Source organism: Pseudomonas ovata (assembly GCF_003131185.1).
In the GTDB taxonomy this organism is placed as follows: Bacteria; Pseudomonadota; Gammaproteobacteria; order Pseudomonadales; family Pseudomonadaceae; genus Aquipseudomonas; species Aquipseudomonas ovata.
Window position 1 is genome coordinate 1 of record NZ_QFFU01000030.1, and the last position, 26,180, is coordinate 26,180.

23 protein-coding genes and 1 pseudogene are annotated in these 26,180 nt (G+C 62.4%); 8 read left to right on the forward strand and 16 right to left on the reverse strand.

Going from position 1 to position 26,180, the window contains the following annotated elements:
* Positions 1–312: 312 nt before the first annotated feature.
* On the reverse strand, positions 313–690 hold the full coding sequence (locus tag DGA31_RS26270; protein WP_056837836.1) for a carboxymuconolactone decarboxylase family protein: 378 nt from the start codon (positions 688–690) through the stop codon (positions 313–315).
* An 87-nt stretch (positions 691–777) separates the two neighbouring features.
* Between DGA31_RS26270 and DGA31_RS26275 the strand changes: the two genes are divergently transcribed.
* Positions 778–1,689: a LysR family transcriptional regulator gene (locus DGA31_RS26275; protein ID WP_109514480.1), complete on the forward strand. Its 912-nt coding sequence runs from the start codon at positions 778–780 to the stop codon at positions 1,687–1,689.
* Between the two features lie 33 nt (positions 1,690–1,722).
* Here DGA31_RS26275 and DGA31_RS26280 read toward each other — a convergent pair whose 3' ends face one another.
* Positions 1,723–2,424 carry a DUF3053 domain-containing protein gene (locus tag DGA31_RS26280; RefSeq protein WP_056837840.1) on the reverse strand — a complete coding sequence of 234 codons (702 nt, stop codon included), beginning with the start codon at positions 2,422–2,424 and terminating at the stop codon, positions 1,723–1,725.
* Between the two features lie 333 nt (positions 2,425–2,757).
* Between DGA31_RS26280 and DGA31_RS26285 the strand changes: the two genes are divergently transcribed.
* Complete coding sequence (locus DGA31_RS26285) at positions 2,758–4,398, forward strand: methyl-accepting chemotaxis protein (protein WP_109514481.1); 1,641 nt, start codon at positions 2,758–2,760, stop codon at positions 4,396–4,398.
* Between the two features lie 125 nt (positions 4,399–4,523).
* Positions 4,524–5,216, forward strand: a complete 693-nt coding sequence (locus DGA31_RS26290) for a tRNA (adenine(22)-N(1))-methyltransferase TrmK (protein WP_109514482.1) — start codon at positions 4,524–4,526, stop codon at positions 5,214–5,216.
* A gap of 23 nt (positions 5,217–5,239) precedes the next feature.
* Here DGA31_RS26290 and DGA31_RS26295 read toward each other — a convergent pair whose 3' ends face one another.
* The 5 genes from DGA31_RS26295 to DGA31_RS26315 form a co-directional block, all read right to left on the reverse strand.
* Positions 5,240–5,530: a type II toxin-antitoxin system RelE family toxin gene (locus tag DGA31_RS26295; RefSeq protein WP_109514483.1), complete on the reverse strand. Its 291-nt coding sequence runs from the start codon at positions 5,528–5,530 to the stop codon at positions 5,240–5,242.
* Entirely contained in the window at positions 5,523–5,795 is a 273-nt protein-coding gene (locus DGA31_RS26300; RefSeq protein ID WP_191998710.1) for a type II toxin-antitoxin system Phd/YefM family antitoxin, read from the reverse strand. Before DGA31_RS26300 ends, DGA31_RS26295 begins: the two co-directional genes overlap by 8 nt.
* 141 nt (positions 5,796–5,936) lie before the next feature.
* A complete protein-coding gene (locus DGA31_RS26305; protein ID WP_109514484.1) occupies positions 5,937–7,280 on the reverse strand; it encodes an MFS transporter in 1,344 nt (447 codons plus the stop codon).
* A 387-nt stretch (positions 7,281–7,667) separates the two neighbouring features.
* The gene (locus tag DGA31_RS26310) at positions 7,668–8,042 is read right to left on the reverse strand and encodes a hypothetical protein (protein WP_109514485.1); all 375 of its coding nucleotides are present in this window, start codon (positions 8,040–8,042) and stop codon (positions 7,668–7,670) included.
* A gap of 92 nt (positions 8,043–8,134) precedes the next feature.
* The gene (locus tag DGA31_RS26315; protein ID WP_109514486.1) at positions 8,135–9,097 is read right to left on the reverse strand and encodes an arsenic resistance protein; all 963 of its coding nucleotides are present in this window, start codon (positions 9,095–9,097) and stop codon (positions 8,135–8,137) included.
* Positions 9,098–9,184: 87 nt separating this feature from the next.
* On the opposite strand from DGA31_RS26315, the pseudogene DGA31_RS26320 reads away from it, so the two are divergent.
* Positions 9,185–9,505 (forward strand): annotated as a pseudogene (locus tag DGA31_RS26320) (type 2 periplasmic-binding domain-containing protein); the annotation flags it as partial.
* On the opposite strand, the gene DGA31_RS26325 reads toward DGA31_RS26320, so the two are convergent.
* Positions 9,502–10,410: an AraC family transcriptional regulator gene (locus DGA31_RS26325; RefSeq protein ID WP_109514487.1), complete on the reverse strand. Its 909-nt coding sequence runs from the start codon at positions 10,408–10,410 to the stop codon at positions 9,502–9,504. The pseudogene DGA31_RS26320 and the gene DGA31_RS26325 overlap by 4 nt on opposite strands.
* 156 nt (positions 10,411–10,566) lie before the next feature.
* On the opposite strand from DGA31_RS26325, the gene DGA31_RS26330 reads away from it, so the two are divergent.
* On the forward strand, positions 10,567–11,325 hold the full coding sequence (locus DGA31_RS26330) for an SDR family NAD(P)-dependent oxidoreductase (RefSeq protein WP_109514488.1): 759 nt from the start codon (positions 10,567–10,569) through the stop codon (positions 11,323–11,325).
* Positions 11,326–11,450: 125 nt separating this feature from the next.
* On the opposite strand, the gene DGA31_RS26335 is transcribed toward DGA31_RS26330, so the two are convergent.
* Entirely contained in the window at positions 11,451–11,735 is a 285-nt protein-coding gene (locus DGA31_RS26335; RefSeq protein ID WP_421958011.1) for a hypothetical protein, read from the reverse strand.
* 86 nt (positions 11,736–11,821) lie between these two features.
* On the reverse strand, positions 11,822–13,150 hold the full coding sequence (locus DGA31_RS26340) for an aminotransferase-like domain-containing protein (protein WP_109514490.1): 1,329 nt from the start codon (positions 13,148–13,150) through the stop codon (positions 11,822–11,824).
* 127 nt (positions 13,151–13,277) lie between these two features.
* Here DGA31_RS26340 and DGA31_RS26345 point away from each other — a divergent pair, with 127 nt between their 5' ends.
* A complete protein-coding gene (locus tag DGA31_RS26345) occupies positions 13,278–13,688 on the forward strand; it encodes a VOC family protein (protein WP_109514491.1) in 411 nt (136 codons plus the stop codon).
* The gene (locus tag DGA31_RS26350) at positions 13,682–14,311 is read left to right on the forward strand and encodes a LysE family translocator (RefSeq protein ID WP_056837862.1); all 630 of its coding nucleotides are present in this window, start codon (positions 13,682–13,684) and stop codon (positions 14,309–14,311) included. The genes DGA31_RS26345 and DGA31_RS26350 overlap by 7 nt, the downstream gene beginning before the upstream one ends.
* A gap of 110 nt (positions 14,312–14,421) precedes the next feature.
* Here DGA31_RS26350 and DGA31_RS26355 read toward each other — a convergent pair whose 3' ends face one another.
* The 6 genes from DGA31_RS26355 to DGA31_RS26380 all read right to left on the reverse strand — a co-directional run bounded on the left by DGA31_RS26355 (position 14,422) and on the right by DGA31_RS26380 (position 23,443).
* Positions 14,422–15,336 carry an SGNH/GDSL hydrolase family protein gene (locus DGA31_RS26355; RefSeq protein WP_109514492.1) on the reverse strand — a complete coding sequence of 305 codons (915 nt, stop codon included), beginning with the start codon at positions 15,334–15,336 and terminating at the stop codon, positions 14,422–14,424.
* A gap of 276 nt (positions 15,337–15,612) precedes the next feature.
* Positions 15,613–17,250 (reverse strand): dipeptide ABC transporter ATP-binding protein, encoded by a 1,638-nt coding sequence (locus tag DGA31_RS26360; RefSeq protein ID WP_109514493.1) that lies wholly within the window; start codon positions 17,248–17,250, stop codon positions 15,613–15,615.
* Positions 17,247–18,161 (reverse strand): ABC transporter permease, encoded by a 915-nt coding sequence (locus DGA31_RS26365; protein WP_109514494.1) that lies wholly within the window; start codon positions 18,159–18,161, stop codon positions 17,247–17,249. The genes DGA31_RS26360 and DGA31_RS26365 overlap by 4 nt, the downstream gene beginning before the upstream one ends.
* Positions 18,162–18,163: 2 nt before the next feature.
* Complete coding sequence (locus tag DGA31_RS26370; protein ID WP_109514495.1) at positions 18,164–19,114, reverse strand: ABC transporter permease; 951 nt, start codon at positions 19,112–19,114, stop codon at positions 18,164–18,166.
* Positions 19,111–20,757, reverse strand: a complete 1,647-nt coding sequence (locus tag DGA31_RS26375) for an ABC transporter substrate-binding protein (RefSeq protein ID WP_056837871.1) — start codon at positions 20,755–20,757, stop codon at positions 19,111–19,113. The genes DGA31_RS26370 and DGA31_RS26375 overlap by 4 nt, the downstream gene beginning before the upstream one ends.
* Before the next feature lie 142 nt (positions 20,758–20,899).
* Entirely contained in the window at positions 20,900–23,443 is a 2,544-nt protein-coding gene (locus DGA31_RS26380; protein WP_109514496.1) for a TonB-dependent receptor plug domain-containing protein, read from the reverse strand.
* Between the two features lie 632 nt (positions 23,444–24,075).
* On the opposite strand from DGA31_RS26380, the gene DGA31_RS26385 reads away from it, so the two are divergent.
* On the forward strand, positions 24,076–26,166 hold the full coding sequence (locus tag DGA31_RS26385; RefSeq protein ID WP_109514497.1) for a TonB-dependent siderophore receptor: 2,091 nt from the start codon (positions 24,076–24,078) through the stop codon (positions 26,164–26,166).
* Positions 26,167–26,180: the final 14 nt, after the last annotated feature.

Here is a 26,180-nt window from a genome sequence, read left to right on the forward strand (position 1 = left end):
TGAAACGCCACAATTTTACGACTGCTAACGCAGCCGGTCGCGGGCAAGCGCGCTCCTACAAGGGGTCAATGTAATATCCAATGCATCAACAAGTTATTTTGTGTTTGATGAGAACCTACTCTGTTTCACTGACAACGCGCCAAAGCGGCACGCTGAAGAATCCCGGTAGGAGCCCGCTTGCCGGCGACCGAGTGCGTAGCGCTCGCAAAATCAGCGAAACGCCACAGATTTATGGCTGTGAGCACATCCAAAATCTGCGAAACGCTGAAAATTTACGACTGCTAACGCAGCCGGTCGCGGGCAAGCGCGCTCCTACAAGGCTTCGGCGTTGAAGACTTCTTTGGCGGCGAACAGGCCATTGAGCGCTGCGGGAAAGCCGGCATACACCGCCATCTGCATGATCACTTCCACCACCTGCTCACGCGAGCAGCCGACATTCAGGGCGCCGTGGATGTGCACTTTCAGTTGTGGCGTGGCATTGCCCATGGCGGTCAGCGCGGCCACGACCGCCAGTTCACGGGTCTGCAGGTCGAGCCCTGGTCGCGAGTAGATATCGCCAAACGGAAACTCGATCAGCAACCGGGCAAAGTCCGGGGCAATATCCTTGAGGCTGTCAATGACACGCTCCCCCGCCAGGCCATCCACTTCCTGCAGTTTTGCCCAACCCCTGATATACCGTTCGTTGTCCATGGTCTGCGCCTCGTAGTGATGGAGAAGGCGACTGTAGGCCCGGTCTCGACGGTTCAGCCAATACCCTTTTAGTGATACCTTTTCGGCATGAACGAAGCCATCGACCTGCGACAATTCCGTTATTTTCTGGCGGTGAGCGAAACGCTCAATTTTGGCCGGGCAGCGGCGCGCCTGCACATTTCCCAGCCACCCTTGAGCCGGCAGATCCGTCAGCTGGAAAACCTGTTGGGTGTCGAGCTGTTCCAGCGCACACGTACCGGGGTGACATTGACCGCGGCGGGCGCTGCATTTTTGCCGGAGGTCAGGCGCACCCTGGCTCAGGCCGAAAAAGCCATCGCCGCCGCCCAGGCGGCACGCGCCGGCAAGGGCGGACACTTCTGCATTGGCTACACCACCGTGTTTGATCGCAGCGTGATCCCTGATGTGCTCGAGCCTTTAAGGCAGCGGTTTGCCGACTGCGCGATTGTCACCCAGGGCAAACACTCGATCCGCCTGGTGCGCGAGATCAATAACGGCTCGATGGACGTGGCCTTTATCGGGCTGCACACCGAGGCCAAGGGGCTCACGGTCCAGACCCTGCGGCAAGAGCCGCTACGCGTCGCCTTGTCCGCGCACCATCCACTGGCGCGCAAGCGTACGCTGGGGTTCTTTGATCTTCGCGAGCAAGTGCTGTTTCGCTTCGAACGGCGGCTCAATCCGGGCTTTCATGACCACTGCCAGGCGTTCTTCGAGCGTATCGACTTCAAGCCCCGGACACTGTCCGAGCCTGACGATCATCACATTCTGTTGGGCTTGATTGCCGAAGGGCAGGGGCTGGCGCTGATCCCGGCGTCGCTGACGCAAGTCAGGCGCAAAGGGGTGGTGTTCAGACCGCTCAAGGGGGCGGACGATGGATTGTCGAGCGGTATTGCGGTGGCGTACAGCCCGCACAATCAATCGCCGGTCCTGGCGCATTTCCTGGCCCTGGTGCAGGCCCAGCGCCCGCCAGATACCCGGTGAGCGCTGCAAGGCGCTGCACCGGGTAAACGCGGCTTACTTGCCGAGCATCACCGATTGCAAGCGAACCTGAGCCTGCTGCACGGTCTTGGCCTGTTCATTCAGGTTTTGCAGCAGGGTGTTCAGTTCTGCCTGCACTTTCGGGTCCTTGACGGTCACTACCGGACCGTTGATGTCGATCTGGTCCTTGTGGGCATTGATGTAGTCAGCCACTTTCAGGCTGCCATCCAGGGTGCCGTTGATTTGCGGCAGCACGTCGAGCAGGGTGTTGGCCGGCACGCTGACGGTCTTGTCATAAGCCTTGTCATACACGCCTTTCAGGTCATCCGGCTGCTTGAGCTGGGCATGGGCCGTGTCGGCCTTGGCTTGCTGCGCCTTGAGCTGCACGCCCATGTCGTTGAGGCCGGTCTGGATCGCCTTGATGTCGTCGCGGCGGGCAATCACATCGGCCACCGAGCGCATCGCACCTTTCTGCACCAGTTCGCCCAAGGGCTTGACCGTGGTGTCCATTGCGCCGTTGAAGTCGGTAATCACCGCGTAGTGGCGGGTGTAGTCGCCAAACGACTTGGATTCTTCCGGGGTCAGTTGCGGCACGCGCACGCCGGGTTTGTCGACGATGCGGGTCTGCAGGAACTGCGTGAACGCTGCGCGCTGTTCGGGTTCGTCGTTGCCGCAGGCGGCAAGGACCAGGGGAAGTGCGAGGGCGAGTAGCCATTGGGGGCGGAACGAGACGTTCATGTCGGCAGGGTCTCCAGAAATACATGACAAGCCCACGACAGAGACAGCCTCTGCGCGATGCAGACAAAGCGTCGCTGCTGCGCCGGGCAGCCAGGCAATCGCACTTGCAGGCGATAGGACGTAGCCAGGGCTATAGAGGTTCAATGACGACGGTGCATAAAGGCAGCGCGCAATCGCGACCGCGTACAAGGCCAAGGATTCATTACCAATAACTATCCCTGCGCCCTGCAATTTTAATTAGGCACTGTTGCCGGCTTCGGTTAACGTCGCCGCCAAAGCTGATGTCATTTTGATGTCGGGTGGCTTCGGCCCTCGACCCGACGAGTCCCGCCCATGAACAAACCGCTTGCCCTCTCGACCCGCATCGGCCTCGGCTTTGCGGCCATCGTCTCGTTGTTGGTGTTGATCACTGCCGTCGGCATCCAGCGGGTCGGCTATATCGACAGCACGCTGGCCAACGTCAGCGACAACGCCGCCATGGTGCAGCGCTACGCCATCAACTTTCGCGGCAGCGTGCACAACCGCGCCATTGCCATCCGTGATGCCGTATTGGTCGATAATCCCCAGGACCTGGCCCGGCACCTGGCCGAGATCAGCCGCCTGGAAAAAGACTATGCCGATTCGGCTGCGCCCATGGACCGGTTGTTCGGTTCCCGGCAGGTGAGCGCTGAAGAGCGCACCCTGCTGGCGTCGATCAAGGACATTGAGCAACAGACGTTGGCCTCTTCAAAAACGCTGATCGACCAGCGTCAGGCGGGCGATATTGCCGGTAGCCAGGCCCTGCTGTTGCAGCGTACCTCAGGGCTGTACAGCGAATGGCTCAAGCGCATCAATGCCTTGATTGACGCCGAAGAGGCCTCGATCAAGGCCCAGCTCAACGATGTACAGGCCACCGCCAGCGCCTTTCGCGGCCTGATGCTGCTGGCCACCGGCGTGGCCTTGTTGCTGAGTATCCTGTTGGCGATGCAGATCATCCGTTTCGTCAACTCGACCCTGGGTGCCGAGCCGACCGAGGTGGCCCAGGCCATCGAGCGCCTGGCCGCCGGCGACCTGCAACAGACCCTGACCACGCGCCACCCGGCCAGTGTGATGGGCGTACTCAAGGCCGCGCTGGGGCAACTGTCGGACACCATCACCCAAGTGCGGATGGCCGCCCAGGAAGTCAGTCAGGCCTCCACGCGCCTGACCGCCACCTCGGCGCTCAATAACGAGCACATTGGTCGCCAGAGCCGCGAGGCCGAGCAAGTGGCCACGGCCATCGCGCAAATGGCCTCCACCGTCAACGAAGTGTCCGGCTACGCCCTGAAGGCCGCCGATGCCACGCAACTGGCCGACACCGAAGTGGCCAGCGGCAATCGCATGGTGGTCGAGACCTCGCAGTCGATCGAAACCCTGGCGCTCACCCTGACCCAGACCACGGCCACCGTCGAGCAGGTGTCACGCGACAGCGAGCAGATCGGCACGGTGATTGATGTCATCAATTCGATTGCGGCGCAAACCAACCTGTTGGCGCTCAACGCCGCCATCGAGGCTGCCCGCGCCGGCGAACACGGTCGCGGTTTTGCCGTGGTGGCCGATGAGGTGCGCTCGCTGGCCAATCGCACCCAGCAGTCGACCCAGGAAATCCGCGACATGATCGGCACCCTGCAAAGCGGCACCGAAGCCGCCGCGCAGACCATGCGCGACAGCTGCGAGCGGGCCGCCCACACGGTGACCCAGACCCGTAAGGCCCAGGCCTCGCTGGACAAGGTGCGCCACGAAGTCGGCGCCATCAACGACATGAATGCCCAGATTGCCAGCGCCTCGGTGCAACAAAGCAGCGTCGCCGATGATGTGGCCAGGAACATCGGCCGCATCCATGAACTGACTGTGCACACCGCCACCGGCTCGTCACAGGTGGCGGCGGCCAGCGACGAACTGGCGCAACTGGCCAGCCGCCTGAGCGACAAGGTGTCGATGTTCAAGGTCCGGTGATGAAGCGGCCAGGCTGTGCCGGCATTTGAAAGATCCGGCATTGCCCGCTACAGTCGCGCCCCGAACCAAAGTCGCGACCCGATCCGGCCACAGGCGCCGGCTGAACAAGGTGCAAAGGAGCCCAGGTGAACCCGCAGACATTGTCCCAACGCCTGGAATGTGTGGCGTCGCAGGTGCCCGCCGGGGCACGCCTGGCCGACATCGGTTCCGACCACGCCTACCTGCCGGTGGCGCTGATGCATCGAGGCTTGATCACCGCAGCCGTGGCCGGCGAACTGGCCCTGACGCCGTTCCAGGCTGCCCGGCGCACCGTGCGTGATAACGGTCTGGAGCACTGCATCACCGTGCGCCAGGCCAATGGCCTGGCCGCCATCGAAGCGGATGATGCCATCACCGCCATCAGCCTGTGCGGCATGGGCGGCGAAACCATCCGCGACATCCTCGACAGCGGCAAACCGCGTCTGAATGGCCGTGAATGCCTGGTGCTGCAACCCAACGGCGGCGAGCCGCCGTTGCGCCAGTGGCTGATGGACAACGGCTACCGGATCACCGCCGAAGCGGTGCTGCGCGAACACCGCTTCGATTACGAAATCATCGTTGCCGAGCCCACGGGATCGGTGGCCTACAGCGCAGAGGAGCTGTACTTCGGCCCGCTGCTGATGCACGCCCGCAGCCCGGCCTTTGTGCTCAAGTGGCAAACCCGGTTGCGACAGAAACACAAGGTCCTGGGCACCCTGAAAAACGCACAGGTGGTGCCTGAAGTGCAGTTGCAGACGCTTCAGCGCGAAGTGCAGTGGATCAGCAAGGTACTGGCGTGAGCGTAACACTGTTCACTGAAGCACTATTCGATTCGTTTGCGAGCAGCTTCGTAAACGTCTGATCGTTCACGTTTGCCGACAGTGATCACAGTAACCACCAACCGGTTGTCCACGACCTGATAGACGAGGCGGTAGCCCACAGAGCGCAGTTTGATTTTGTAGCAATCCTGCAGGCTATGTAGACGGTCCGCCTCGACTCGAGGCAGTTCGAGACGTTCTTTAAGCTTCTTGGCTAACTGGATCTGCAGTGCAGGTTCCAGCTTTTTCCATTCTTTGAGTGCCTTTTCGTTGAACTCAAGGGTGAACCTAGGCACTGGCGCTGGCCTGCTCGATCAGGTCGTCAATATCGACCGTTACAGTCGGACCGTCTTGGCGCGCACGAACCAGTTCTGCCAGTCGCATATCGTCGATCAACTCCAGCATGGCTTCATAGCGTGCGGGGGGTACTGCATAAAATGCAGGCTCGTTACGGTTAAGGATCACCACCGTTTGTCCCTGACCTTCGCGCACGGTGCCCATCGGGTCGCGCTTAAGGTCGGTCACCGAGGCGGCTACCTCTGCCAGAATTTGAAATGCCATTTAGAAACTCCACTGAGTGTCATTCAGAGTGCTAATCACAAGGCAACAGCATAGGCTCAGCCGATAGCGATATGAAGTTAATTTTCCAACGGGCTAACTCACCCTGGGCACGTGGCCTGGAAGGGGTGGCCAGTGACTTCTTCAAGCCTGACCGACGCGCACCTCCGTTCGCACCGCCACCTTGGGCGTGCCTGGCTTGAGCAGCAACAACACCGCCGCCGCGAGCACAAACACACCGGCAAACACGCCATACAAGTGCAGTGGTTGCCAGCCGCCATCAAGCAGCAAGCCGGCGACCGTTGGTGACACGATCGCGCCGATGCGCCCGATGCCGATGCCCCAGCCCACACCGGTGGCGCGTACCGAGGCGTCGTAGACGATGGGCGACAGCGCATACAGCCCGGCCACGCAGCCGTTGACGAACAGGCCGATCAGCAAGCCCAGGCCCAGCGCGATCGTCACCGAAGATGCGCCGAGCGTGAACAGCACCAGCAAGCCCGCCGAGATGAGCATGAACAGCGACAGCACCCGTGTCAGCGGCCAGCGTGAAGCCAGCGCGCCAATCAGGGCGGCGCCAAAGATGCCGCCCACGCTCAGCAGCACGCCGCCACTGATGCCTTGCTGTGCTGATAGCCCGGCGGCCACCAGCAGCTTCGGTGTCCAGCTCATCACGAAATAGAACCCGAACATCACCAGGAAGAACAGCAGCCAGATCAGCAGGGTGGTGCGTCGTGCTGCCGGGCTCAGCAACTGCACCAGGCGGTCGCGGTTTGAAGCCGGTGCCGTATGCACGAGCGGTAATTGAGCCAGGGTCGGCAGGGCCAGGCGCGAGGCCAGGCGGTTGACTCGTGCCAGCGCATTGGCCGGACGGCGGGCGATCAGAAAATCCAGCGACTCGGGCAGCCACAGCAGCACCAGCGGAATCACCGCCAGTGTCACCGCGCCACCAAAGAGAAATACGGAACGCCAGCCGAAGCGGGTCAGCAGCCACACCGATAACAATCCGCCCAGCGTCGCGCCCAGGGCATAACCGGTCGATTGCAGACTGACTGCCAGCCCGCGCCAGCGCTGGTTGGCGTATTCACTGGCAATCACATTGCTGCTGGCCAGGATTCCGCCAATACCCAGGCCGGTAAACGCTCGCAACAGCGCCAGTTGCGTGGCCGTCTGGCTGAACGCCGACAGCAGCATGCCAATGCCTGAAAGGGTGAGGCAGAACAGAATCAAGGGCCGACGTCCGAAGCGGTCTGCCCACGGGGCGATAAACAAAGAGCCGGCGGCCATGCCGAATAGCCCGGCACTCAATAGCAAGCCAATCTGGGCGCCGTTCAGGCTCCATTCGGCCGACACCGAAGCCGCCGTGAAAGCCATCACCAGCACATCGAAGCCATCGATCATGTTCAGCACGATACAAATCCCGATGGCCAGCCACTGCATGGGCACCATGGGGCGTTGATCCACCATTGCCTTGAGGTCGACATTCATGGTCGCACCTCGGCGCGGCAGGGGTTACAGCAATGGCGGGACAGCCATACGGAGGTGGATGCACGCCGCAGCCTGCATCCGATCGAGAAGTCATTCATGACCACACCCTTGTTATTGTTTTCGACGGTCGGCACTGCATGAAACGCCGCAGTCGTCAGTCAAGCAAGTTGTGGATCCAGTGGCAATCAGCAAGCGTGAAGGAAACAGGCGGGTATAAGCGCTTTGAAAGCTTGTTTTTGGTAGATTTACTATTAAAAACAAAAGGTTGTTTTTATTTTATGAGGTCTTTTATTTTGTTCGATTATCGAACGTATTAAATTGTACGCTTTGGCTGGATCCATAAGAGTCTTCATGGACTCAGCCTTAAGTGATTGATGCTATTCAATGCTATGTCCTGGGGCACATGCCTTGGGTAACAGCATCGAACTCACGATCAAAGCTCTCCCGCTCGGCTGCACTCAGGAATCCTTGCTCTTTTACGAAGCCATCGGTCTGCGCCCGGACATCGTTGACCCGGCCTAACAATTTGCTGGCTTGTTGTTCAGTCAATCGACGGTCCAGGTGCAAGGCATTGATATCACCCACCAGCGCATCGGCGCGCACGTAAATGTGCGCTTGTCCGGGGTCGGTCACATGCTCGTCGACCTGGCCTTGCAGCGCGCGTTGCGCGGACAAATTACAACTGGGCAGGTCCAGCGGCGGTCGCGCTGCCAGGGCGCCCAGGCTCAGGCTGGATAACAGGACAGCGGTCACGAATTTCATCGGTTCATCCTCAGGGGCGGGCAGGCGGTGCACCTGATCAGACGATGCCGATGGCCGCCGGTTCAACGGGTGCCGGGCGGCCATGCCTGTTTTCAGGAGCGTCGCCATACCCAGGCCGGAATCGCCCGGATATAGACCAGTTCACTCACCAGCTCGACCAGCGTCTGGGTGATCACGGCCGCCGCCGCCAACCCGCGAATCTCCTCTGGCAACGCCAGCGCCAGGGGCAAAACCACCAGCGAATTGCGCGTCGAACTGCTGAACACCACCGACCGGGCCGGCGCGGCTGCCAATCCGAAGACCTTGCTCACCAGGGCACCGACCACCGGCGCCAGCAGCATGAACCCCAGGTAGACCGGAACGACCGGCCATAACCGGTCAAATGCTTGCACCACAAAAGCGATCTGCGAACCGATCACCACCATCAGTACCGCGGCCATCGCCGGCACCGGCATCCACGCCCAGGCCTGGTTCCAGCGCTGCACCCACAAGGCTCGTTTGACCCCGGCCGAGGTCAGCACCGCCAGCACCAGGGGCAGCACGATCAGCACCAGGAAGGCCTCGACAAACGGCCCGGCCGCGATAACTACCGTATTGCTGGCATCGAGCATCAAGATCAGATACAGGGGCAGCAGCACCAGTTGCAGCAATAACAGGACGGGTGTGGCCGCCAGCATCAGCTTCGAGTCGCCCTTGCCGATATGGGTAAACACCACCACGTAGTCGATACAGGGCGTCAGCAGCACCAGCAAGGCCCCGGCCAGAATCGCCGGATGATCGAGCAGGCCGCGTGTCAGTCCCCAGACCAGCAGCGGAATCACCACGAAATTGGCCATGAGCAAGGCGGCCATGAAGCGCTTGTTGCTTAAGCTGGCGCGCAGGTCCAGAAACGGAATCTGCAGGAACATGGCGTACATCAAGACCGCAATGGCCGGCGTGACCCAGGCGCTCAGTGCCTGAGCCGCTACGGGTGCGGTCAACCCGCCCAGCGCAGCGACACCGACCGCCGCGAAGTAAACGGGGATCTGGTTCTGTTCAAGTGTTTCTCTGTTCACGCAATGCCCCTTACACCCTGAGTTCAGTTGTCGAGGCGCTAGGGTAATGGCTGGAACAGGCGTCTGCCTGCAATAGCTGAAAATCAGCCGATTGCCGTCTATGAAAGCGAAAGCCTGGCCCGACACTACGCGGTGTACTCCCTGACCCAGCAAGGACGCCAGTTCAAGGTGGTCTACAACAGTTCCAGCCTGGCGGGCCAGGTGGCCGCCGTCGAAGGCGGGCTGGCGATTGCCGCCATCACCCAGTGCAACGTGCAGGCCTCGTTGCAGGTATTAAGCGGCGAACATGGGCTTGCCAGCATCGAACCCATGCAGGTCTCGATTCTGCGCAGCAAGGCGTCGCGTGGGTCGAAAGCGGTCAATAGCCTTCATGCGTTCATCATCAAGGCATTGAGGGCCCAGCCTTAGTCGAGGGCTGCACGGATTGGATTGCCGATCGCCTGCCGTATCTTGCGCACATCGCGCGCAGGCGGCGCCCCGAATTGCCGGGCATATTCGCGGCTGAACTGTGAGACGCTTTCATAACCGACCGCGAACGCCACATCAGCCGCACGATGCTCGCCGGCCAGCAAAAGCTGGCGAGCCTGCTGCAACCTGAGCAGCTTCTGATACTGCACAGGGCTCAGGCCGGTCATGGCCTGGAAATGACGGTGCAGGCTGGCCCGGCTCATGCCGCTGGCCTCGCACAAGGCGTCGATACGAAGCCGGCTGTTGGCGTGATCCCTGATCCAGGCCACGGCCCGCCGGATACTGCCCAAGGCCCCCTCGGGTTGGGCAATCTGACGCAACAATCGTCCCTGCGGACCTTGCAGGAGACGATAAAGCAATTCGCGTTCGATCATCGGGCCGAGTACCGGGATGTCGGCAGGGGTGTCAAGCAATGACAGTAAGCGCAACACAGTATCGCGCAGCGCAGCGGTCATCGGATTGATCGCGATGCCCACCCCCTTGGGCGCACATTCACGAACCGGCGGCATGCTCGCGGCCAATTGCGCCAGCAGGGCCGGGTCCAGTACAAGTGAGACGGCCACGTAAGGGCGCCCCCCTTCAGCATCGAGGATCTGGCCGGTCAAGGGCAGGTCGAGGGCGCTGATGAGGTAGTGCTCCCGGTCGTAACTGAGCAACTGATCGTTGATCGCAATGCGTTTGGAGCCTTGCAGGATGAAGCAGATCATCGAGCGATACAGGCAAGGCGCCTGGTTGCCAGAGCCTTGCCCGACGCAAAGGTCCATACGCGGGATCGGCGTTACGGTCAGACCCGGTGGCGCATGGCGCAGGGCTATATCGAGGTGCTGGACAAGGTCATCGTTCATGGGCTGAGTATGTCAGCCAAAAGTCATGGCACAAGTCGATTGAGACAATCAGGCAATGAATTGAGTTGATCGGGCGTGGGTTGAATAACACCCGTTGCTTATCGTGGGCAGGTCAAGAAAACGCTGCAATGCGCACTTCATCCAGCAGGGATAACCATGACTCACCCGATTGCACTCATCACCGGCGCCAGCCGCGGCCTTGGTCGTCACATGGCCCTTCACCTCTCCAGGCGTGGCATTCATATCATTGGCACCTACCGCAGCGGCGCGGCACAAGCGCTGGCGCTCAAACAACAGATCGAGGCACAAGGCGGCAAAGCCACGATGCTGGCACTCGACATCACTGACACCGCCAGCTTCCAGGCGTTTTCAGAAGCCGTGACGCGTACGCTGCTGACCGACTTTGGTCGCGAGCGATTCGATTTTCTCGTCAATAACGCCGGCAATAGCCTGTTTTCGAACTTTATCGATGCGACCGAGGAACAGTTTGGTTCACTCGTCGCGACGCATCTTCAAGGCCCGGTGTTTCTCACGCAAAGGCTGCTGCCACTCATGCAGGACGGCGGGCGTATCCTCAACGTTTCATCCGGCTTTGTGCGTTTCACCCTGCCGGGCTACAGCCTTTATGCCGCTGTAAAGGCGGCCGTCGAGGTCCTGACCCGGTACATGGCCGTAGAGCTGGGTTCGAGGCAGATTCGGGTAAATGCCATTGCCCCGGGCGCCATCGCCACGGACTTTGGGGGTGGTGTGGTGCGTGACAATCAGGATGTAAACGCTTTCGTCGCCCGAGGCATCGCCCTGGGGCGTGTCGGTCTGCCGGACGATATCGGCGCTGCGGTCGCCGCCATCCTGTCCGATGACATGGCCTGGGCCAACGGCACGACCTTTGACATTTCGGGCGGGCAGTTGCTATAGCGGCTGCCGCCACGCCTGCGGCTCATGATCAACAGCAAAAAAGGCGCCCGCAAGGGCGCCAAGGGTTCACCTTGACCAAAGGAGCGTGAGCGCTTCCAAAAGGTGAATCAGGTCATCGACAGGCCTCAGCCTTCCGATTTCTTCGGCTGGTCAGCACGCGGCTGCTCGTCAGCGCGAACATATTCGGTGGCGGCGTCGCGGTTTTGCTGATTGAAGCGTTCTTCCTGTGCGATGCGCATTTTCTGCGCGGCCGGACTGGCGCGCTCACTGCCGTCATGGGCCAGTGCCGATGTGGAGGACAGCGCGACGATGATCAGAACCAGCGATTTGATCGAATTCATGGGATTACCATTCAAGTGGGTGGCAGCACCTGCTGAGCCAATCGGCACCTCAAGCGTTGAAACACACATTACGCAGCCATGGCTGACGCGAAGGTGAGGGGAGGATGACAATTCTGTTAGAAAGCGATCACGCTGATCGATACGCCAGGCGCCTGTCAGTCCTGATAACCGCAGGCCGTTCTCACTTTTTTCAAGGCCAGCTCAAGCGTTGCAACCGGCACCGACCCCAGTGCCACGCGCAGTGCATTAGGGGCATTGGAGGCCGCCGAAAAGGGTTTGGCTGTCGTTACCATGATGTTGTCGCGCCGCAACGCCGCTACTACGCTCTCGGCCCGCATGTCTTCAGGCAACGGCAGCCACAGAAAATACGCGTTCGGGTGCGCGATCAGATTGATGCCGTCGAAAATGCGCCGGGCCAGTTGTTGCCGCATGGCGGCATCCTTGCGCTTCAATGCTTCCAGCTCATCCACCACGCCGTCTTCGATCCAGCGACAGGCCAGTTCGACGGTGATCGATGGCGAACTCCATGTCGAGGCGCGCACGGCTTGTTCAAGCGCAGGAATGAGCGCTACAGGCGCGGCGATGAATCCGATTCGCAAGCCCGAGGCGACGCTTTTGGAAAGGCCGCAGACGTAGATCGTGCGATCCGGCGCGAGCATGAACAGCGGCTTGGGGGCCGGCTCGGCCAGAAACGCATAGGCGCCGTCTTCGATCAGCGCAAAGTCATGTTCTTCTGCCAGGGCGACCAGGCGCTGACGGTCGGCGGCCGGCATGATCGATCCCAAGGGGTTGTGCAGGGTTGGCATCGTATAGAACGCCCGTACCGGGCGCCGCCTGCAACTGGCCGCCAGCGCGTCGAGCCCGGTTTTGCCATCTATCAGGGGTATGGGCACAAGCTCAAGGTGATGGGCGACCGCCAGCGCTTTGATGCCTGGGTAGGTGAGCGCGTCGACCGCCAGTACATCGCCCGGTTTAAGCTGCGCCGTCAGTGCCAGTGCCAGCCCTTGCTGCGCGCCATTGACGATCAACACCTGCGAGCCGGGCACCCGAACCCCTCGATTGCGCAGGTGTTTTGCCGCGATTTCGCGCTCATGCGTCCGCCCGCCATGGGGGGCGCTGTGCAGCAAGGCGTCCAGATCCCCCGACAAGGCAATGCTGCGCAGCGCTTGCCTGAGCAGCTCTGCCTGCCCTGGAACCGCTGGACTGTTGAAGGTCAGGTCAATGACTCCGGCTGAGGATGCCGGCTGCAGGCCGAGGTCGCGTGGCAGCGACGTGTCGCGCACGAAGGTGCCGCGTCCCGTTTCACCCACCACCAGGCCCATTGATTCCAGCGTGCGGTAAACGCGAGCGGCTGTGGCAAGCGCGATGCCATGTTCGCTCATCAACGCGCGTACTGTCGGCAGCTGGGTGCCAGGGCGCAAACGCCCGCTGCGAATGTTTTCCGCGAGCTGGTCAGCAATGGTTTTGTACCGTGGCGTTGTCATTGAATGTATCTAGAACAATTCTTTGTGTGTATCAGGTGGCGAGCGTAGTCTCCGATGTCACACAAGGCAAGGAGGCGAGTTCGACGCGCAGGACGCAACCGTTCAGTGACGTCGAATCGATTGAGACATGTTCAGTCACGTTACCGTGGGATGCACCGACCTCGACAGCGCAGCGGCCTTTTATGACGCCGTGCTTGCGCCCCTTGGGCTGATCCGCCGCGTGGTGACCCCGGATGGCGGTCCCGCCTCGGCATGCTGGGTCCACCCGACGCACACACTGCCCAGGTTCTACGTCTACTTGCCGCGCAATGGCCTTGTGGCCACGCCGGGCAATGGCAGCATGCTTGCGTTTCATGCTCAGACGCCTGACATTGTACGCGCCGCCTACGCCGCAGGAATGCTCAAGGGCGGTACGGATGAAGGCGCTCCGGGTGAGCGGCCCTGGTATGGCGAGGGCTATTACGGCGCCTACCTCCGAGACCCTGATGGCAACAAGCTGCATATCGTCCATCGCGGCGATCTGGAGCCCGTATGGTAGAGCCATCGACGTTATTGCTGTTTGCGGGTGCGGTGTTGCTGCTGCTGATGTCTCCTGGCCCCAACATGGCCTTTGTGCTTGCACACGGCGCCAGCTACGGCTGGCGTGGCGGCGTCGCGGCGGCGTTGGGCATCAGCGCCGCTGACCTGGTATTGACAGCGCTGACCGCCGCCGGTGTTACGGCCGCCATCGCACAATGGCCACCGTCGTTCGACCTGATCCGCTGGGCCGGCGTGTTCTATCTGCTGTGGATGGCCTGGAAGGCTCTGCGGGTTCGCGCCACAGGTCCACTGCACACCGCCCTCCAGGCCTCGCTGATGTCAGTGTTCATGCGCGCGATGCTCAACTCTCTGCTCAACCCGAAAGCGCTGCTGTTCTTCATGGTGTTCTTGCCGCAGTTTGTGGTGCCCGGCAGTTCATCGGTCGCCCGGCAAATCGTGACGCTGGGGCTGGTGCTGACCCTGATCGCCACCTTCTTCCACATTGCGCTGGGCCTGGTGGGAGGCGTCATCCGGGGGTACGCGTCCGGCAAGGGTGAGTCTGCCAAATGGCAGTCGTGGGGCCTTGCCGGCGTCTTGGTGCTGCTTGCGGTTCGCCTGGTGTTCACGTCGCGGCCCGCTTGAACGCCAAGGGCAGGCAAGCGCCCGGGATCGATCCTGTCGCTGAGCTATCGATCAGTAACCCGACACGGGCGTGGTCAGCCCGTCTTGAGTGGGGTGACGCCGAGCCGTAGTCACTGACGCGCTTGCAGCGCCTTGAACATGGCATCCGCTGCCAGCGCATGCACCTTGCGCGTCGGGTGCCATTCGTCCCAGTAGTAATGCGTATCCGGGTCGCTGCACACCGGCTTGACCTGCGGGTAGGTGGCCTGGCATGGCGTGTCCAGATCCCGAAAGCCTGACGCCTGGGGTTTTGCCCGAACCGCGGTGCTGAACGCCAGGTGATCGAAATAAACGATCTTCACATCCCGCGCTTTCGCCAGCGTCTCAAGCACGGCAGGCACGTCGCGTTCCAGCGCCTGCTGGAATCGGGTGGCCTGTTCAACCTGCTTGCCTTGCACCACCGCTGGTACACGGCTCAGGTCCGTGGTCCCGACCACCATGAACTGCTGCGCTCCGGCACTCGCCAGGGTCTCGACGGCCTGGCGGATATTGCCCGTGGCGGTGCTGCTCAGTTGCTCTATGGATTCGGTGTGCGAAAAATCCGCCCACTCGAAGAAATCGTTGGCTGAAACAAACAGGAAATACAGCGACTCGGGATTGGCCTTGTTGCCGGGCGTCGCTTTCAAATAAGCATCGACCTGGCCCAGTACACCGGTGTCGCGTGCGGGCAACATCCAGGTGTAGTAATTGCCGTGGCCGCTTTTCGCGCCGCCGATGGCATAGTCGGTCAAGGGCACTTGCAGCGCTTGCGCCAGGCCTTCTACAGCGGTGGGGCCGTTACTCCAGCGACCTTGCCAGTACAGCTCACCCGGCAGGGCCTGGGCCTCCTTGATGTTCTGGCTGACCAGCGTGCGGGTAAAGACCTCGCCGGCGCCGTTATCCGAGTAGCTGTCGCCGAAGGCATACAGGTGATCGTAGGTTGGCGCGGCCTGGGCGGCAGAGGCCAGAAAGGTCAGCAGTAGCGTAGTGCACGCCTGTCGAAGCATGGGCATTCTCCGGGTTGGTGCACCGAGTCTACCGAGGGCGCGCGTGCCGGCGCCCGGTATTTGCGACCTTGATCTAGCCGGGCGCGCACGCTGTGTTCCCATAGCGACAGGTGCGGTAGGAGCGCGCTTGCCCGCGACCGAGTGCGAAGCGCTCGCAAAAATTTGTGAAACGCTGAAATTTTACGACTGCTAACGCAGCCGGTCGCGGGCAAGCGCGCTCCTACGAGCGGTGAGTTTGATATTCAATAAAATGAATAAGTTATTTTATAGCGTGCCTCACGCTGCCACACCCTCCATCCCACGCCCCGGAATCGCCGCAATCAGCTCTTTCGTATACTCACTCTCGGGTGCATTGAACACCCGGTCCACATCGCCCTGTTCCACCACCTGGCCATTGCGCAGCACCAGCACCTGGTGCGCGACGCTGGCCACCACCGACAGGTCGTGCGAGACCAGCACATAGGCAATCCCCAGTTCGCGCTGCAGTTCTTCCAGCAGGTCCAGAATCTGCGCTTGCACCGACACGTCCAGTGCGCTCACCGGTTCGTCCAGCAACAGCAAGTCCGGCTTCAACGCCAGGGCGCGGGCAATGGCCACGCGCTGGCGCTGGCCGCCGGACAGTTCCCGGGGCAACCGGTCCAGGTAGCTCACCGGCAGATGCACCCGTGCGATCAGCTCGCGTGCCGCCTGCTCCAGCGCCTGGCCCTTGAGCAGCCCGAACGACACCAGCGGTTCCACGATGCTGTCGAAAATGGTGAAGCGTGGGTCCAGGGCAGCGAAGGGGTTTTGCTGCACCAGCTGGATACGTCGGCGCAGCGGGCGGAACTGGCGCCAGCTCAGCCCGGTGACATCCTGTTGCTCGAACAGCACCCGGCCTTGCGTAGGTTTTTCCAGGCCCAGGGCGATGCGCAGGGCGGTGCTTTTGCCCGAGCCGGATTCGCCGACGATGGCCAGGGTCTGGCCCGGATAGACTGCAAGATTCAGGTCGTGCAAGGCCACGAACTGGTGGTCTTCACCCTTGACCCGGGGCAGGTCGAAGACCTTGCCTACGCCTTGCAGGCTCAGGATCGGGCCCGAGGATGATGCGGACGGTAGCGGCAATGGCGCCTGGCGGCGCTGGCCGAACGCCGGTGCGGCGGCGAGCAGGGCGCGGGTATAGTCGTGTTGCGGGTGCCTGACAATTTGCCGGGGCGGGCCTTGTTCCACCCGTTGGCCTTGCTTCATCACCAGAATACGGTCGGCGCGGTCGGTGGCCACGCCCAGGTCGTGAGTGATGATCAGCAGTGAGATGCCACGCTCGCGCACCAGGCCTTGCAGGTGGTCGAGGATCTTGCGTTGTACGGTCACGTCCAGAGCGCTGGTCGGTTCGTCGGCAATGATCAGGCGCGGGTTGCCGGCCAAGGCGATGGCGATCAGCACGCGCTGGCGCATGCCGCCGGATAATTCGTGCGGGTACTGGCGGGCACGCAGCACCGGTTTGTCGAGGCCGACCTGTTGCAGCAGCGTCAGGATGTCGGCGTCGACCGCAGGATAGCGGCGGCCGTGGGCCAGGATCAACGCTTCGGCGATCTGCTGGCCGATGCGCTGGGTCGGGTTGAGGCTGACCATCGGGTCTTGCGGCACCAGGCCGATGGTGCAGCCGCGCAGCTGGCGTTTCTGGCGCTCGCTGGCGTGGCTCAAGTCGGTGCCGTCGACCCACAGTTGGCCGCCGGTGATGCGGGCGTTGTCCGGCAGAAGGCCAAGGATGGCATTGGCCAGGGTCGACTTGCCCGAGCCGGACTCGCCGACAATGGCCACAGTCTCGCCCTGGGCGACGGTAAAGCTGACCTGATTCACCGCCAGGGTCGGCTGCGCGGCATTGCCGTACGTCACGGCCAGTTGACGGACATCGATCAGGGCCGGTTGCAGGCTCATCGTGGGTTCTCCTCAAGGGTGCGGGCGATATGGTTGAGGCTGAACACCACCGCCACGACGAACAGGCCCGGCAGCAGCGACACCCAGGGGGCGGTGATCAGAAAGTGCCGGCCATTGGCGATCAGCGTGCCCCATTCGGCGGCCGGCGGCGCGGCGCCAAAACCGAGAAAGCTCAGGCCGGCCGTGGCCAGGATCGCCGCGCCAAAATCCAGGGTCGCCAACACCGCCACCGGGCCCCAGGCGTTGGGCAGAATGTGCCGCAGCAGCGTGCGGCCCCAGCTGGCACCGCCCAGGCGCGCGGCTTCGACATAGGGCAGGGTCTTGACCCGCAGCACTTCGGCGCGGGTGGTGCGGGCAAAGCCTGGAATGATGCCGACACCCACGGCGATGGCCACCGGCACGGTGCCAAAGCCGATGGCGGTGACGATGGCCAGCGCCAGCAGCAGGCCGGGCAGGGCCAGCAGCACGTCGACAAGACGCATGATCAGCGCATCCACCCGCCCGCCGGCAAAGCCGGAGAGCACCCCCAGCCCCAGGCCGCCCACCAGCGCGATGCCGACCGCCAGCAAGGCGGCCTGCACCGACAGGCGGGCGCCGTACACCACACGGGTAAACAGGTCGCGGCCCAGTTCATCGGTGCCGAACCAGTGGGTCAGGTTGGGCGCGGTAAGCTTGTCGACCGGGGAGGTGGCGTAAGGGTCGAAGCCGGTCAGCCAGGCCGGCACCAGCGCCGCCACCAGCGCAAAGGCAATGATCAGCACGGCGGCGCTGAAGCCTGGGCGGCGCAGCAGCGGCAGCAGTGTGGCGCTCAGGCGTTGCAGACGGCTGCGTCGGTGCCAGGTCTGGACTTTGGCGGCTGGTGTGAGGGTTGGCGTGTGGTCATGCCGCAAGCGGGTATCGGTGGGGATCATGGTTACGACACCTTGGGCGTGTGGGTGATTCGGGGGTCGAGGCAGGGATAGAGCAGGTCGACGATCAGGTTGACCAGCACAAAGGCGGCCGCCGACACCGCGACGATGCCCAGCACCACCGGAATGTCCTGGCGCAACACCGCTTCCTGGGCCAGGCGACCGACGCCGGAGCGGGCAAAGATGGTTTCGACCAGCACCGCGCCCGACACCGTATTGCCGACCTGCAGGCCGATCAGGGTCAGGATCGGCAGGGCGGCGTTCTTGAAGCCGTGGCGCAGTTGCACTTGGGCGCGGCTCAGGCCCTTGGCGTAGGCGGTGGCGATGTAGGGCTCGTTCCAGACACCCTGAAAGCCACGTTGCAACACTTGCGCATACACCGCCGCGCTGGGAATCGCCAGGGTCACCGCTGGCAGGATCAGGCTGTCGAAGCCCTGGCTGCCGGTGGCCGGAAACCAGCCCAGGCTGAAGGCGAAGACCTGGATCAGCAGCAGGCCCATCCAGAACACCGGGACCGAGAAGCCCAGCGAAGGCAGGCGCGCCAGGGCGACTTTCAGTGGCGCAAAGCGCACGTAGGACGTCAGGTAGGCCAGGCCCACGCCGCCGACCAGTGACAGCGCGATGGCCATGCCGGCCAGCGCCAGGGTTTGCGGCAGGCGCTCGCCCAGCAACTCGGCCACCGGGCGGTTGAGCGACAGCGACTGACCGAAATCGCCCTGCAGCGCACGCCAGACCAGGTCGAGATACTGCTCGAAAATGCCTTTGTCCAGACCGTAGTAGGCGCGGGCGCGGGCCAGGTCTTCAGGCGACAGCGCATCGGCCTCCAGACCCGAGGCACTGAGCATGATCGACAGCGTGTCGCCCGGCAGCATGTAGAGGATGAAGTAGGTGATGGTGTAGGCCCCCCACAACACCAGCAGGGCCTGGGCGACGCGGCCGATCAGGTAGCGGTTCATGGCTTGGCGGCCTCTTTGTTGCCACCCAGTTCGATGTCGCCCAAGAGCGCGAAACCTTCGGCGGTCCAGCGGAAATTCTGCACCTTGGCCGAGGTGGCGGCCTGCCACACACGCTCGTAGACCGGCAGCGCCGAGCCTTCGTCGATCAGCAGGTCTTGCAGTTCGCCGTAGGCCTGGGCGCGCTGTGCGCTTTGTGTGGCGGTGATGCCGGCGTCGAACAGCGCCTTGGCTTTTTCCAGGGTCTGCGGCGCATAGATATTGGTGGCCAGGGCCGCGCTGTTGGCCGCACGCGGGTCAAGGATCGTCTGCAGGATGATCGGGTCGGCGCGGGTCATGTAGTTGGTGCTCAGGTCGTAATTGCCCGCTGAGTTGTTGGCCACCCACTCGGCGCGGGTGACGACGCTGAGCTTGAGGTCAATGCCGACCTTGCGCAGTTGGTCCTGGATCAGCACGTCGCCGGCGCTTTCGGCCGGGCTGATGTTGTAGCTCAGGCTCAGGCGCTTGCCGTCCTTGTAGCGGTAGCCATCAGTGCCCTTGGCCCAGCCGGCACTGTCGAGCAGGCGCTCGGCACCGGCCGGGTCGTAGACCAGCTTGGCGCTCTGGTCCTTGAAATACGGCGTGGTGACATCGAACAGGCCGCTGACCACCGGAAATTGCGCGTTGTAGACAGTGCTGGCGTAGCTCTTGCGGTCGATGGCTTTTTGCAGCGCCAGGCGAACCTGCTTGTCGCCGAGCAGGCGTTCGCCACGGGTATTGGGAAACAGATTGAGCGCAGGTCCCGGCAGCGAACGGCTCTGGATGGTCGCGCCCCTGGACTGGAACAGCTTGAGGTCGACTTCCGAAAACGGGTTGCGCGGCCAGAGGATGTCAGCCTTGCCTTGCAGGAACAGGCCGTTGCGCACGCTTTCTTCGGGGATGTAACTGATTTCGACCCTGTCCAGATGCGCTTCTCCCTGGTTTTTCATATTGGCCGAGGCCCAGTGATAGCCCTTGCGCTTGACCAGCCGGGCACCGGTTTCCGGGGTGTAATGCTCCAGCGTAAAGGGGCCGGTGCCGATGATTTTGCCCAGCGACCGCTCCTTGGCCGTCAGTTGGTAGGAGGCCGGCGCCAGGATCGACAGGTTGGTGGTGGAGGTGGCCTGCAAGAAGCCGGCGTTGGGCTTGTTCAGCACCAGCTTGACGGTGAAGTCGTCGACCACTTCGGCATGGTCGAAACCGGCCAGGTACGTGGCACCGAACACCGCCGGCAGCTCGGTGGCAAAGGCCTTGTTGCTGTCGAAGGCGGTCTTGACCGCCTTGGCATCGAAGCGTTCGCCGTTGCTGAAGGTCACGTCGTCGCGCAGTTTGAAGGTGTAGCTCAGGGCGTCGTCGCTGACCGTCCAGCTTTTGGCCAGCCAGGGAATGAGGGTGCCGGTTTCCGGGTCCTGGTCGGTCAGCGATTCGGCGACATTGCGCAGCAGCACCCGGTGTTCCAGCCAGTAGACCTGGAACGGGTCGACGCTGACCAGTGTGGTGTTGTCGCCCCAGAAGGCGATGTTCAGGGTCTTGCTGGCGGCCTCGTCACCCGCTGGCGAGCAACCGGCCAGGGCCAGGGTCAGGGCGAAAGAGGCCAGCAGGCGGCCGGGGAAAACAGCGTTGGTCATGGTTGTGTCCTTGTATCAAGTCTGTTTATTGAGGCAGCACAGGTCCGACAGCCACCCGCGACCCTGTGGGAGGCGGCTCTGCCGGCGATAGCGATGGCAGCGCGCTACAGTTGTATGGGCTGTATGCGCCCGTCAGGCACCCTCAAAAGTCATACGCCAGTTTGGTGTACCAGAACCCGCCGTTCGGGCTGAACGAGGGGTTGCCGTAGATGCCCTGGCCGCCGTTGGAAGGGCTGGCGACCACGCCGTTGCGTTCGGGGTAGACGTTGAAGATATTGGTGCCGCCGACGCTGGCGGTCAGGTTGTCGGTGAGCGAATAGGCGATGTCCAGGTCGGTGATCCACTTGGCATCGAAGCTGCGGTCGGCGCTGGCGTTCTGCGCCCAGGTCTCGACCTTGCCGTAGCGGGTGGTTTGCAGGTTGATCACAAAGCGATCAATGCTCCAGTTGGCGCCCAGCACCCATTTGGTCTTGGGCGAGGCGGCCACCAGGTTGCCTTCGGCGGCATGCCCGACCACCGAGATACCCGAAGCGCTGAGGTCGGCCGGGGTGTTGCGCTGGTCCTGGATCGTGGTCTTGTTCCAGTTGAAGGCCGCGCTCCAGCGCACGTCGCCAAAGCCCCCCAGCGCGGTCCTGTGGTCCAGCACCAGGTCCAGGCCCCGGGTGCGGGTGTCGTAGGCATTGGTGTAGTAGGTGACCCACGACCCTTCAGCCACGCCCAGCCCGCGCAGCGTGCTGTTGACCGCGCCATCGCCCCGGTCATAGATGTCCTGCGACAGCACGATGCGGTCATCGATGTCGACCACGTAACCGTCCAGGGTCACGCTGGTGTGCCGCGCCGGTTGCCAGGTCAGGCCCAGGCCGATGTTGCGGGTCTTTTCCGGGTCCAGTTCACTGGCACCGAAGGCCTTGGCCAGCGCACTGCCGGGGGTGGCGGTGTAGCGCAGCGCCGGCACCACCACGCCGTCGGCGTTGACCCCGGTGCGGTTGTCGGCCACCGAATAGCCCAGTTGGGTCAGCGACGGGGCGCGGAAACCGGTGCCCAGGGTGCCGCGCACCGCCACGGTGTCGGTCAGTTCATAGCGCGAGTTGAGCTTGAGGGCGAAAGTGTTCTTCTTGATGTCGTCATAGTGCTCGACCCGCCCGGCCAGGCCCACGTACCAGCGATCGCTGGGGTTCAGGCCGACGTCCAGGTAGGCGGCATAGTTGTTGCGGTCCAGGTCCGCTTCGTCTTCCGGGCGGATCACCAATGCCGATTGCGCACCCCGGCTGGGGCCGCCGCTCAGGCCACTGTTGGTGCTCAGGGTATAGAGCGGATTACGGCTGCCGTCGGCCAGGAACTGCGGGTAAGTGTAGCTGCCCACCGTGTAGGCATCGGCGCTGCCGGCAAAGGTCTGGAAACGCTCCCAGCGATGCTCCAGGCCGGCCGAGACCTGCACGGCAAACGGCAGCAGCGGCAGGCTGTCGAAGTGGCGGGTGATGTCCAGGTTATTGACCCACTGATCAAACTGCAGCGTGGCCAGGTCATTGAACGACGTGGGTGATTCCGGGCCGTAAGTGGGGTTGATGGTCAGGTCGCTGGAGTGATGGTTCTTGTTGCGCCCGTAGGTGGTCGACAGGTCCCAGTTCCATTCGCCGATCTCGCCCTTGCCGCCGACCAGGAACTGCCAGTCGGTGTCCTTGATGTTGTTCAGCGGGTCGTAGCCGTCCGGGTACAGCTCGGGGATGGACGCGGTGCTGTAGGCCAGGCGCTTGTTGTTGTAGATCTGCGCCTTGCGCTCGCCATAGGTGGCGTAGGAGTACAGCCGGGTGCTGTCGCTGACCGGCAGCTCGGCGTTGTAGCCCAGGTTGAAGGCCTCCAGGTCCGGGTCGCCGTTTTTCAGGGCGCGGTGGTCCCAGCTGTCCTGGCGGGCATCGCCGGGCGCATAGCCACGGTAGTTGGCGTCGGCCTTGTCATACAAAAACGCCTGGTTACGCTTGCGTGCATCGCCCGACAGTTGCACAAAGCCGCCGTCGCCAATGGCGAAGCCCTTGTTGCCGGCCAGCTTGATGTTCTCGCCTTGGCCGTCGGTCAACTGGCCGTAACTGGTCTCGAAATGCCCGCCCGAAGCGCCGGATTTGAGAATCACGTTAATGACCCCGGCCACCGCATCGGAACCGTACTGCGCCGCCGCGCTGTCCTTGAGCACCTCGATACGCTCCACGGCACTGACCGGAATCAGGTCCAGGTCCACCGCATTGGCGCCGCTGGTGTCGATATTGCCGCCCGCCGGCATCGCCCCGTTGTGCCGCCGCTTGCCGTTGACCAGCACCAGGGTGTAGGCCGGTTCCAGGCCCCGGTTGGTCAGCGGCCGGGTGGTGGACTGAAAGCCCGAGGTATTGGCGCCGAAGTTGAACGACGGCAGCAGCTTGGAGATGGCCTCCGACAACTCGGCCCGTCCGGTCTTGAGCAGTTGGTCTGCGTTGATGATGTCGATGGGCGTCGGGCTGTCGGCCACGGTCCGTTGTGCCCCGCGCACGCCGGTAGAGATCACCGTGACAGTGTCCAGGCGCGCCTCACCGTCGGTTTCGGCCTGCGCCGCCGGTGCCAGCAGGCAGGCCAGGGTCAGGCTCGACAAGGCCAGGCCGGCGCGGGCCGGGGCGGTTCGGAGCAGGGGGCGCGCAGGGCTTGAGAGCGGATGGTTCATGGGTGCATTTCCAGATGACAGCGTTGACGATACCGCTGTGTGGCGGCATGGCCTGTTTGGCTTTGGTGCCTGCCCGCTGGTGTGAGCGGTGCAGCGCGTGTCTGAGGGTTCTGGAGCGATGCGGTGGTGGTGAAGTCGCTCGGGTATTGCGCACTGTCCGGCGGTGGCCGGTTAGGGGACGGGATGAATGCTTTGCAGCGTGTCCCGGTGGTCTGGATTGAATCGTATATTTATAAAAAACGTCTTGGAAATTCTTTTTAGGAATAACCTAATAGTGAAAATAAATAATTATAAAGTCATTGTTTATGCAAAAAATTGATTAAGAGGCTGGGTGATGGGTGCGGTTCTGGATAGGTCCTGGCCCGTCAGGGAGGACGGCGCGATACAAGCCCCGTGGTTTTTAATCAAAGGCATCGAAGATAAAGGCTCTGGCTCAATGGTTTCAGCGGAGGAGGGATGTCGTACAACTTGTAACGATTAATCCGACAAGATGCGCATGTAATTGCTAATCGTTGCTATTTGCTGTTGTTAAAGGATGTTAACCTCGCCGCCTTTCGCAAGCCCTTGCACCGCTCACTGTAGGAAAACACGATGCCCCGTTCCTTCTTGCCCATGCCTTCGCCGCCCCGGCCATGACCACCGAGCCGGTGACCGGCACCGTGAACCTGGACAGCGTGAACATCAATGCGCAGGGCAGTCTCAAGGGTGCTGCGACCACCGAAGGCACGCAGTCGTACACCACGGGTGCCATGAGCACGGCGACCAGGCTGCCGCTGTCGATTCGCGAAACCCCGCAGTCGGTCAGCGTGATCACCCGCCAGCGCATCGAAGACCAGGGCATGAACGACCTCAACGACCTGGTCAAGTACGCCCCCGGCATCACCTTGCGCAAGTACGGCTCGGACCGCCTGGAATACCTGTCGCGCGGCTTCAAGATCGACAACCTGATGTACGACGGCCTGCCGACCACGGTGGGCAGCTTTACCCAGGACACCATTTCCGGCGCCGACCTTGCGATGTATGACCGGGTCGAGGTGGTGCGCGGTGCCACCGGCCTGATGACCGGCGCCGGCAGCCCGGCGGCCACCCTCAACCTGGTGCGCAAGCGCCCGACCGCCACGCCCCGGGTCAGCGTGACCACCAGCGCCGGCAGTTGGGACCGTTATCGCCTTGAAGTCGATGCCTCGAACAGGCTCAATGAGTCCGGCACCCTGCGTGGCCGCGTCGTGGCGGCCGGGCAGAGCGACAAGAGCTTCCAGGATGTGCGCGAGAATGACCGCCAGACCTTTTTCGGCATTGTCGAGGCCGACCTGAGCGACCGCACCACCTGGACCCTTGGCGCTTCCAAGCAGCGTGATGACAACACCTCCGACTGGGGCAGCCTGCCCAGCGGCCCGAACGGCGAAGACCTGGGCCTGTCGCGCTCGACCTTCCTGAGCAACGACTGGTCGTACTGGGACAAGGACAACTACAGCCTGTTCTCCGACATCACCCACCGCTTTGATAACGGCTGGACCGCCAAGGTGGCGGCGCAGAAGATCTGGGCCGAGGCGGATACGTTTTCCAATTACCTGTTGTACTCCGGCAGCGATCTTTCCCAGTACTCTGGCCAGTACCAGAACAACGACACCCAGACCAACATTGATGCTACGTTGTCCGGGCCTTTCCAGTTGTTCGGTCGCGAACATGAGTTGGTGCTGGGCACCAGCCGCCGGCAGGAGAAATTCGACCAGGTCGGCGGCTTCTGGAACGCCGGTACGCGTATCGACCCCTACAACTTCAGCCATAGCGCAATCGGCAAGCCTTCCCTGAGCGATTGCACGCCTTACGCGACGCGTAACACCAGCACCGAGAAAAGCGTTTATGGCGCCGTGCGCCTGAACCCGATCGATCCGTTGCACGTGATCATCGGCAGCCGCCTGACCTGGTTTGACTACGAAGACCGCGTCAGCGGCGATGCCTATAAGGTCACCCAGGAAGTCACCCCCTACGCCGGCGTGATCTACGACCTGAACGACACCTACTCGGTGTACGCCAGCTACACCGAGATCTTCAAGCCGCAAAGCGAGCAGAACAGCGCCGGCTCGGTGCTCGACCCGATGACCGGCGAAAGCTACGAAATCGGTATCAAGGGCGAATACTTCAACGGTGGCCTCAACGCCTCGCTGGCCTTGTTCGACATGACCCAGGAAAACCGCGCTTATGCCTTGACCTCGCAGCCTGCCGCTTGCCAGGCGCAGAACCGCACCTGCTACGAAGCCGCCGGCGAAGTGCGCAGCCGTGGCATCGACGCCGAACTGACCGGCGCCCTGAACCCGGACTGGCAGTTTTCCGCGTCCTACACCTACGTGCTGAGCCAGTACGTCAAGGACGCCAACGAGCGTAATGAAGGCCGCCTGTTTGCGCCCAACCAGCCCAAGCACCTGTTCAAGGCCGCCACGAGCTACAACCTGAGCGGCGGCCTGGAAAAGTGGCGCGTGGGAGCCGACGTGTTTGCCCAGAGCGAAACCTTCAACGTGGTCGGCAGCGGTTATGCCACGCAGGACGCGTATGCCGTGCTGGGGCTGATGGCCGGCTACCGCTTCAACGAGCATTGGGACGGCCGTATCAATCTCAATAACGTCACCGACGAGAAATACTGGCAGGGCATTCCTACCGGTTCCGGCAGCGGCGTGTATGGCGACCCGCGCAACCTGATGGTGTCGCTGAAGTGGACCTTGTGATCTGAACAGGCGGG

Coding starts and splice junctions, on each gene's coding strand:
- DGA31_RS26270 (WP_056837836.1), bottom strand. CDS start 690: ATGGACAACGAACGGTATATCAGGGGTTGGGCAAAACTGCAGGAAGTG.
- DGA31_RS26275 (WP_109514480.1), top strand. CDS start 778: ATGAACGAAGCCATCGACCTGCGACAATTCCGTTATTTTCTGGCGGTG.
- DGA31_RS26280 (WP_056837840.1), bottom strand. CDS start 2,424: ATGAACGTCTCGTTCCGCCCCCAATGGCTACTCGCCCTCGCACTTCCC.
- DGA31_RS26285 (WP_109514481.1), top strand. CDS start 2,758: ATGAACAAACCGCTTGCCCTCTCGACCCGCATCGGCCTCGGCTTTGCG.
- DGA31_RS26300 (WP_191998710.1), bottom strand. CDS start 5,795: ATGGCATTTCAAATTCTGGCAGAGGTAGCCGCCTCGGTGACCGACCTT.
- DGA31_RS26305 (WP_109514484.1), bottom strand. CDS start 7,280: ATGAATGTCGACCTCAAGGCAATGGTGGATCAACGCCCCATGGTGCCC.
- DGA31_RS26310 (WP_109514485.1), bottom strand. CDS start 8,042: ATGAAATTCGTGACCGCTGTCCTGTTATCCAGCCTGAGCCTGGGCGCC.
- DGA31_RS26325 (WP_109514487.1), bottom strand. CDS start 10,410: ATGAACGATGACCTTGTCCAGCACCTCGATATAGCCCTGCGCCATGCG.
- DGA31_RS26330 (WP_109514488.1), top strand. CDS start 10,567: ATGACTCACCCGATTGCACTCATCACCGGCGCCAGCCGCGGCCTTGGT.
- DGA31_RS26335 (WP_421958011.1), bottom strand. CDS start 11,735: ATGTGTGTTTCAACGCTTGAGGTGCCGATTGGCTCAGCAGGTGCTGCC.
- DGA31_RS26340 (WP_109514490.1), bottom strand. CDS start 13,150: ATGACAACGCCACGGTACAAAACCATTGCTGACCAGCTCGCGGAAAAC.
- DGA31_RS26345 (WP_109514491.1), top strand. CDS start 13,278: ATGTTCAGTCACGTTACCGTGGGATGCACCGACCTCGACAGCGCAGCG.
- DGA31_RS26350 (WP_056837862.1), top strand. CDS start 13,682: ATGGTAGAGCCATCGACGTTATTGCTGTTTGCGGGTGCGGTGTTGCTG.
- DGA31_RS26355 (WP_109514492.1), bottom strand. CDS start 15,336: ATGCTTCGACAGGCGTGCACTACGCTACTGCTGACCTTTCTGGCCTCT.
- DGA31_RS26360 (WP_109514493.1), bottom strand. CDS start 17,250: ATGAGCCTGCAACCGGCCCTGATCGATGTCCGTCAACTGGCCGTGACG.
- DGA31_RS26365 (WP_109514494.1), bottom strand. CDS start 18,161: ATGATCCCCACCGATACCCGCTTGCGGCATGACCACACGCCAACCCTC.
- DGA31_RS26370 (WP_109514495.1), bottom strand. CDS start 19,114: ATGAACCGCTACCTGATCGGCCGCGTCGCCCAGGCCCTGCTGGTGTTG.
- DGA31_RS26375 (WP_056837871.1), bottom strand. CDS start 20,757: ATGACCAACGCTGTTTTCCCCGGCCGCCTGCTGGCCTCTTTCGCCCTG.
- DGA31_RS26380 (WP_109514496.1), bottom strand. CDS start 23,443: ATGAACCATCCGCTCTCAAGCCCTGCGCGCCCCCTGCTCCGAACCGCC.
- DGA31_RS26385 (WP_109514497.1), top strand. CDS start 24,076: ATGACCACCGAGCCGGTGACCGGCACCGTGAACCTGGACAGCGTGAAC.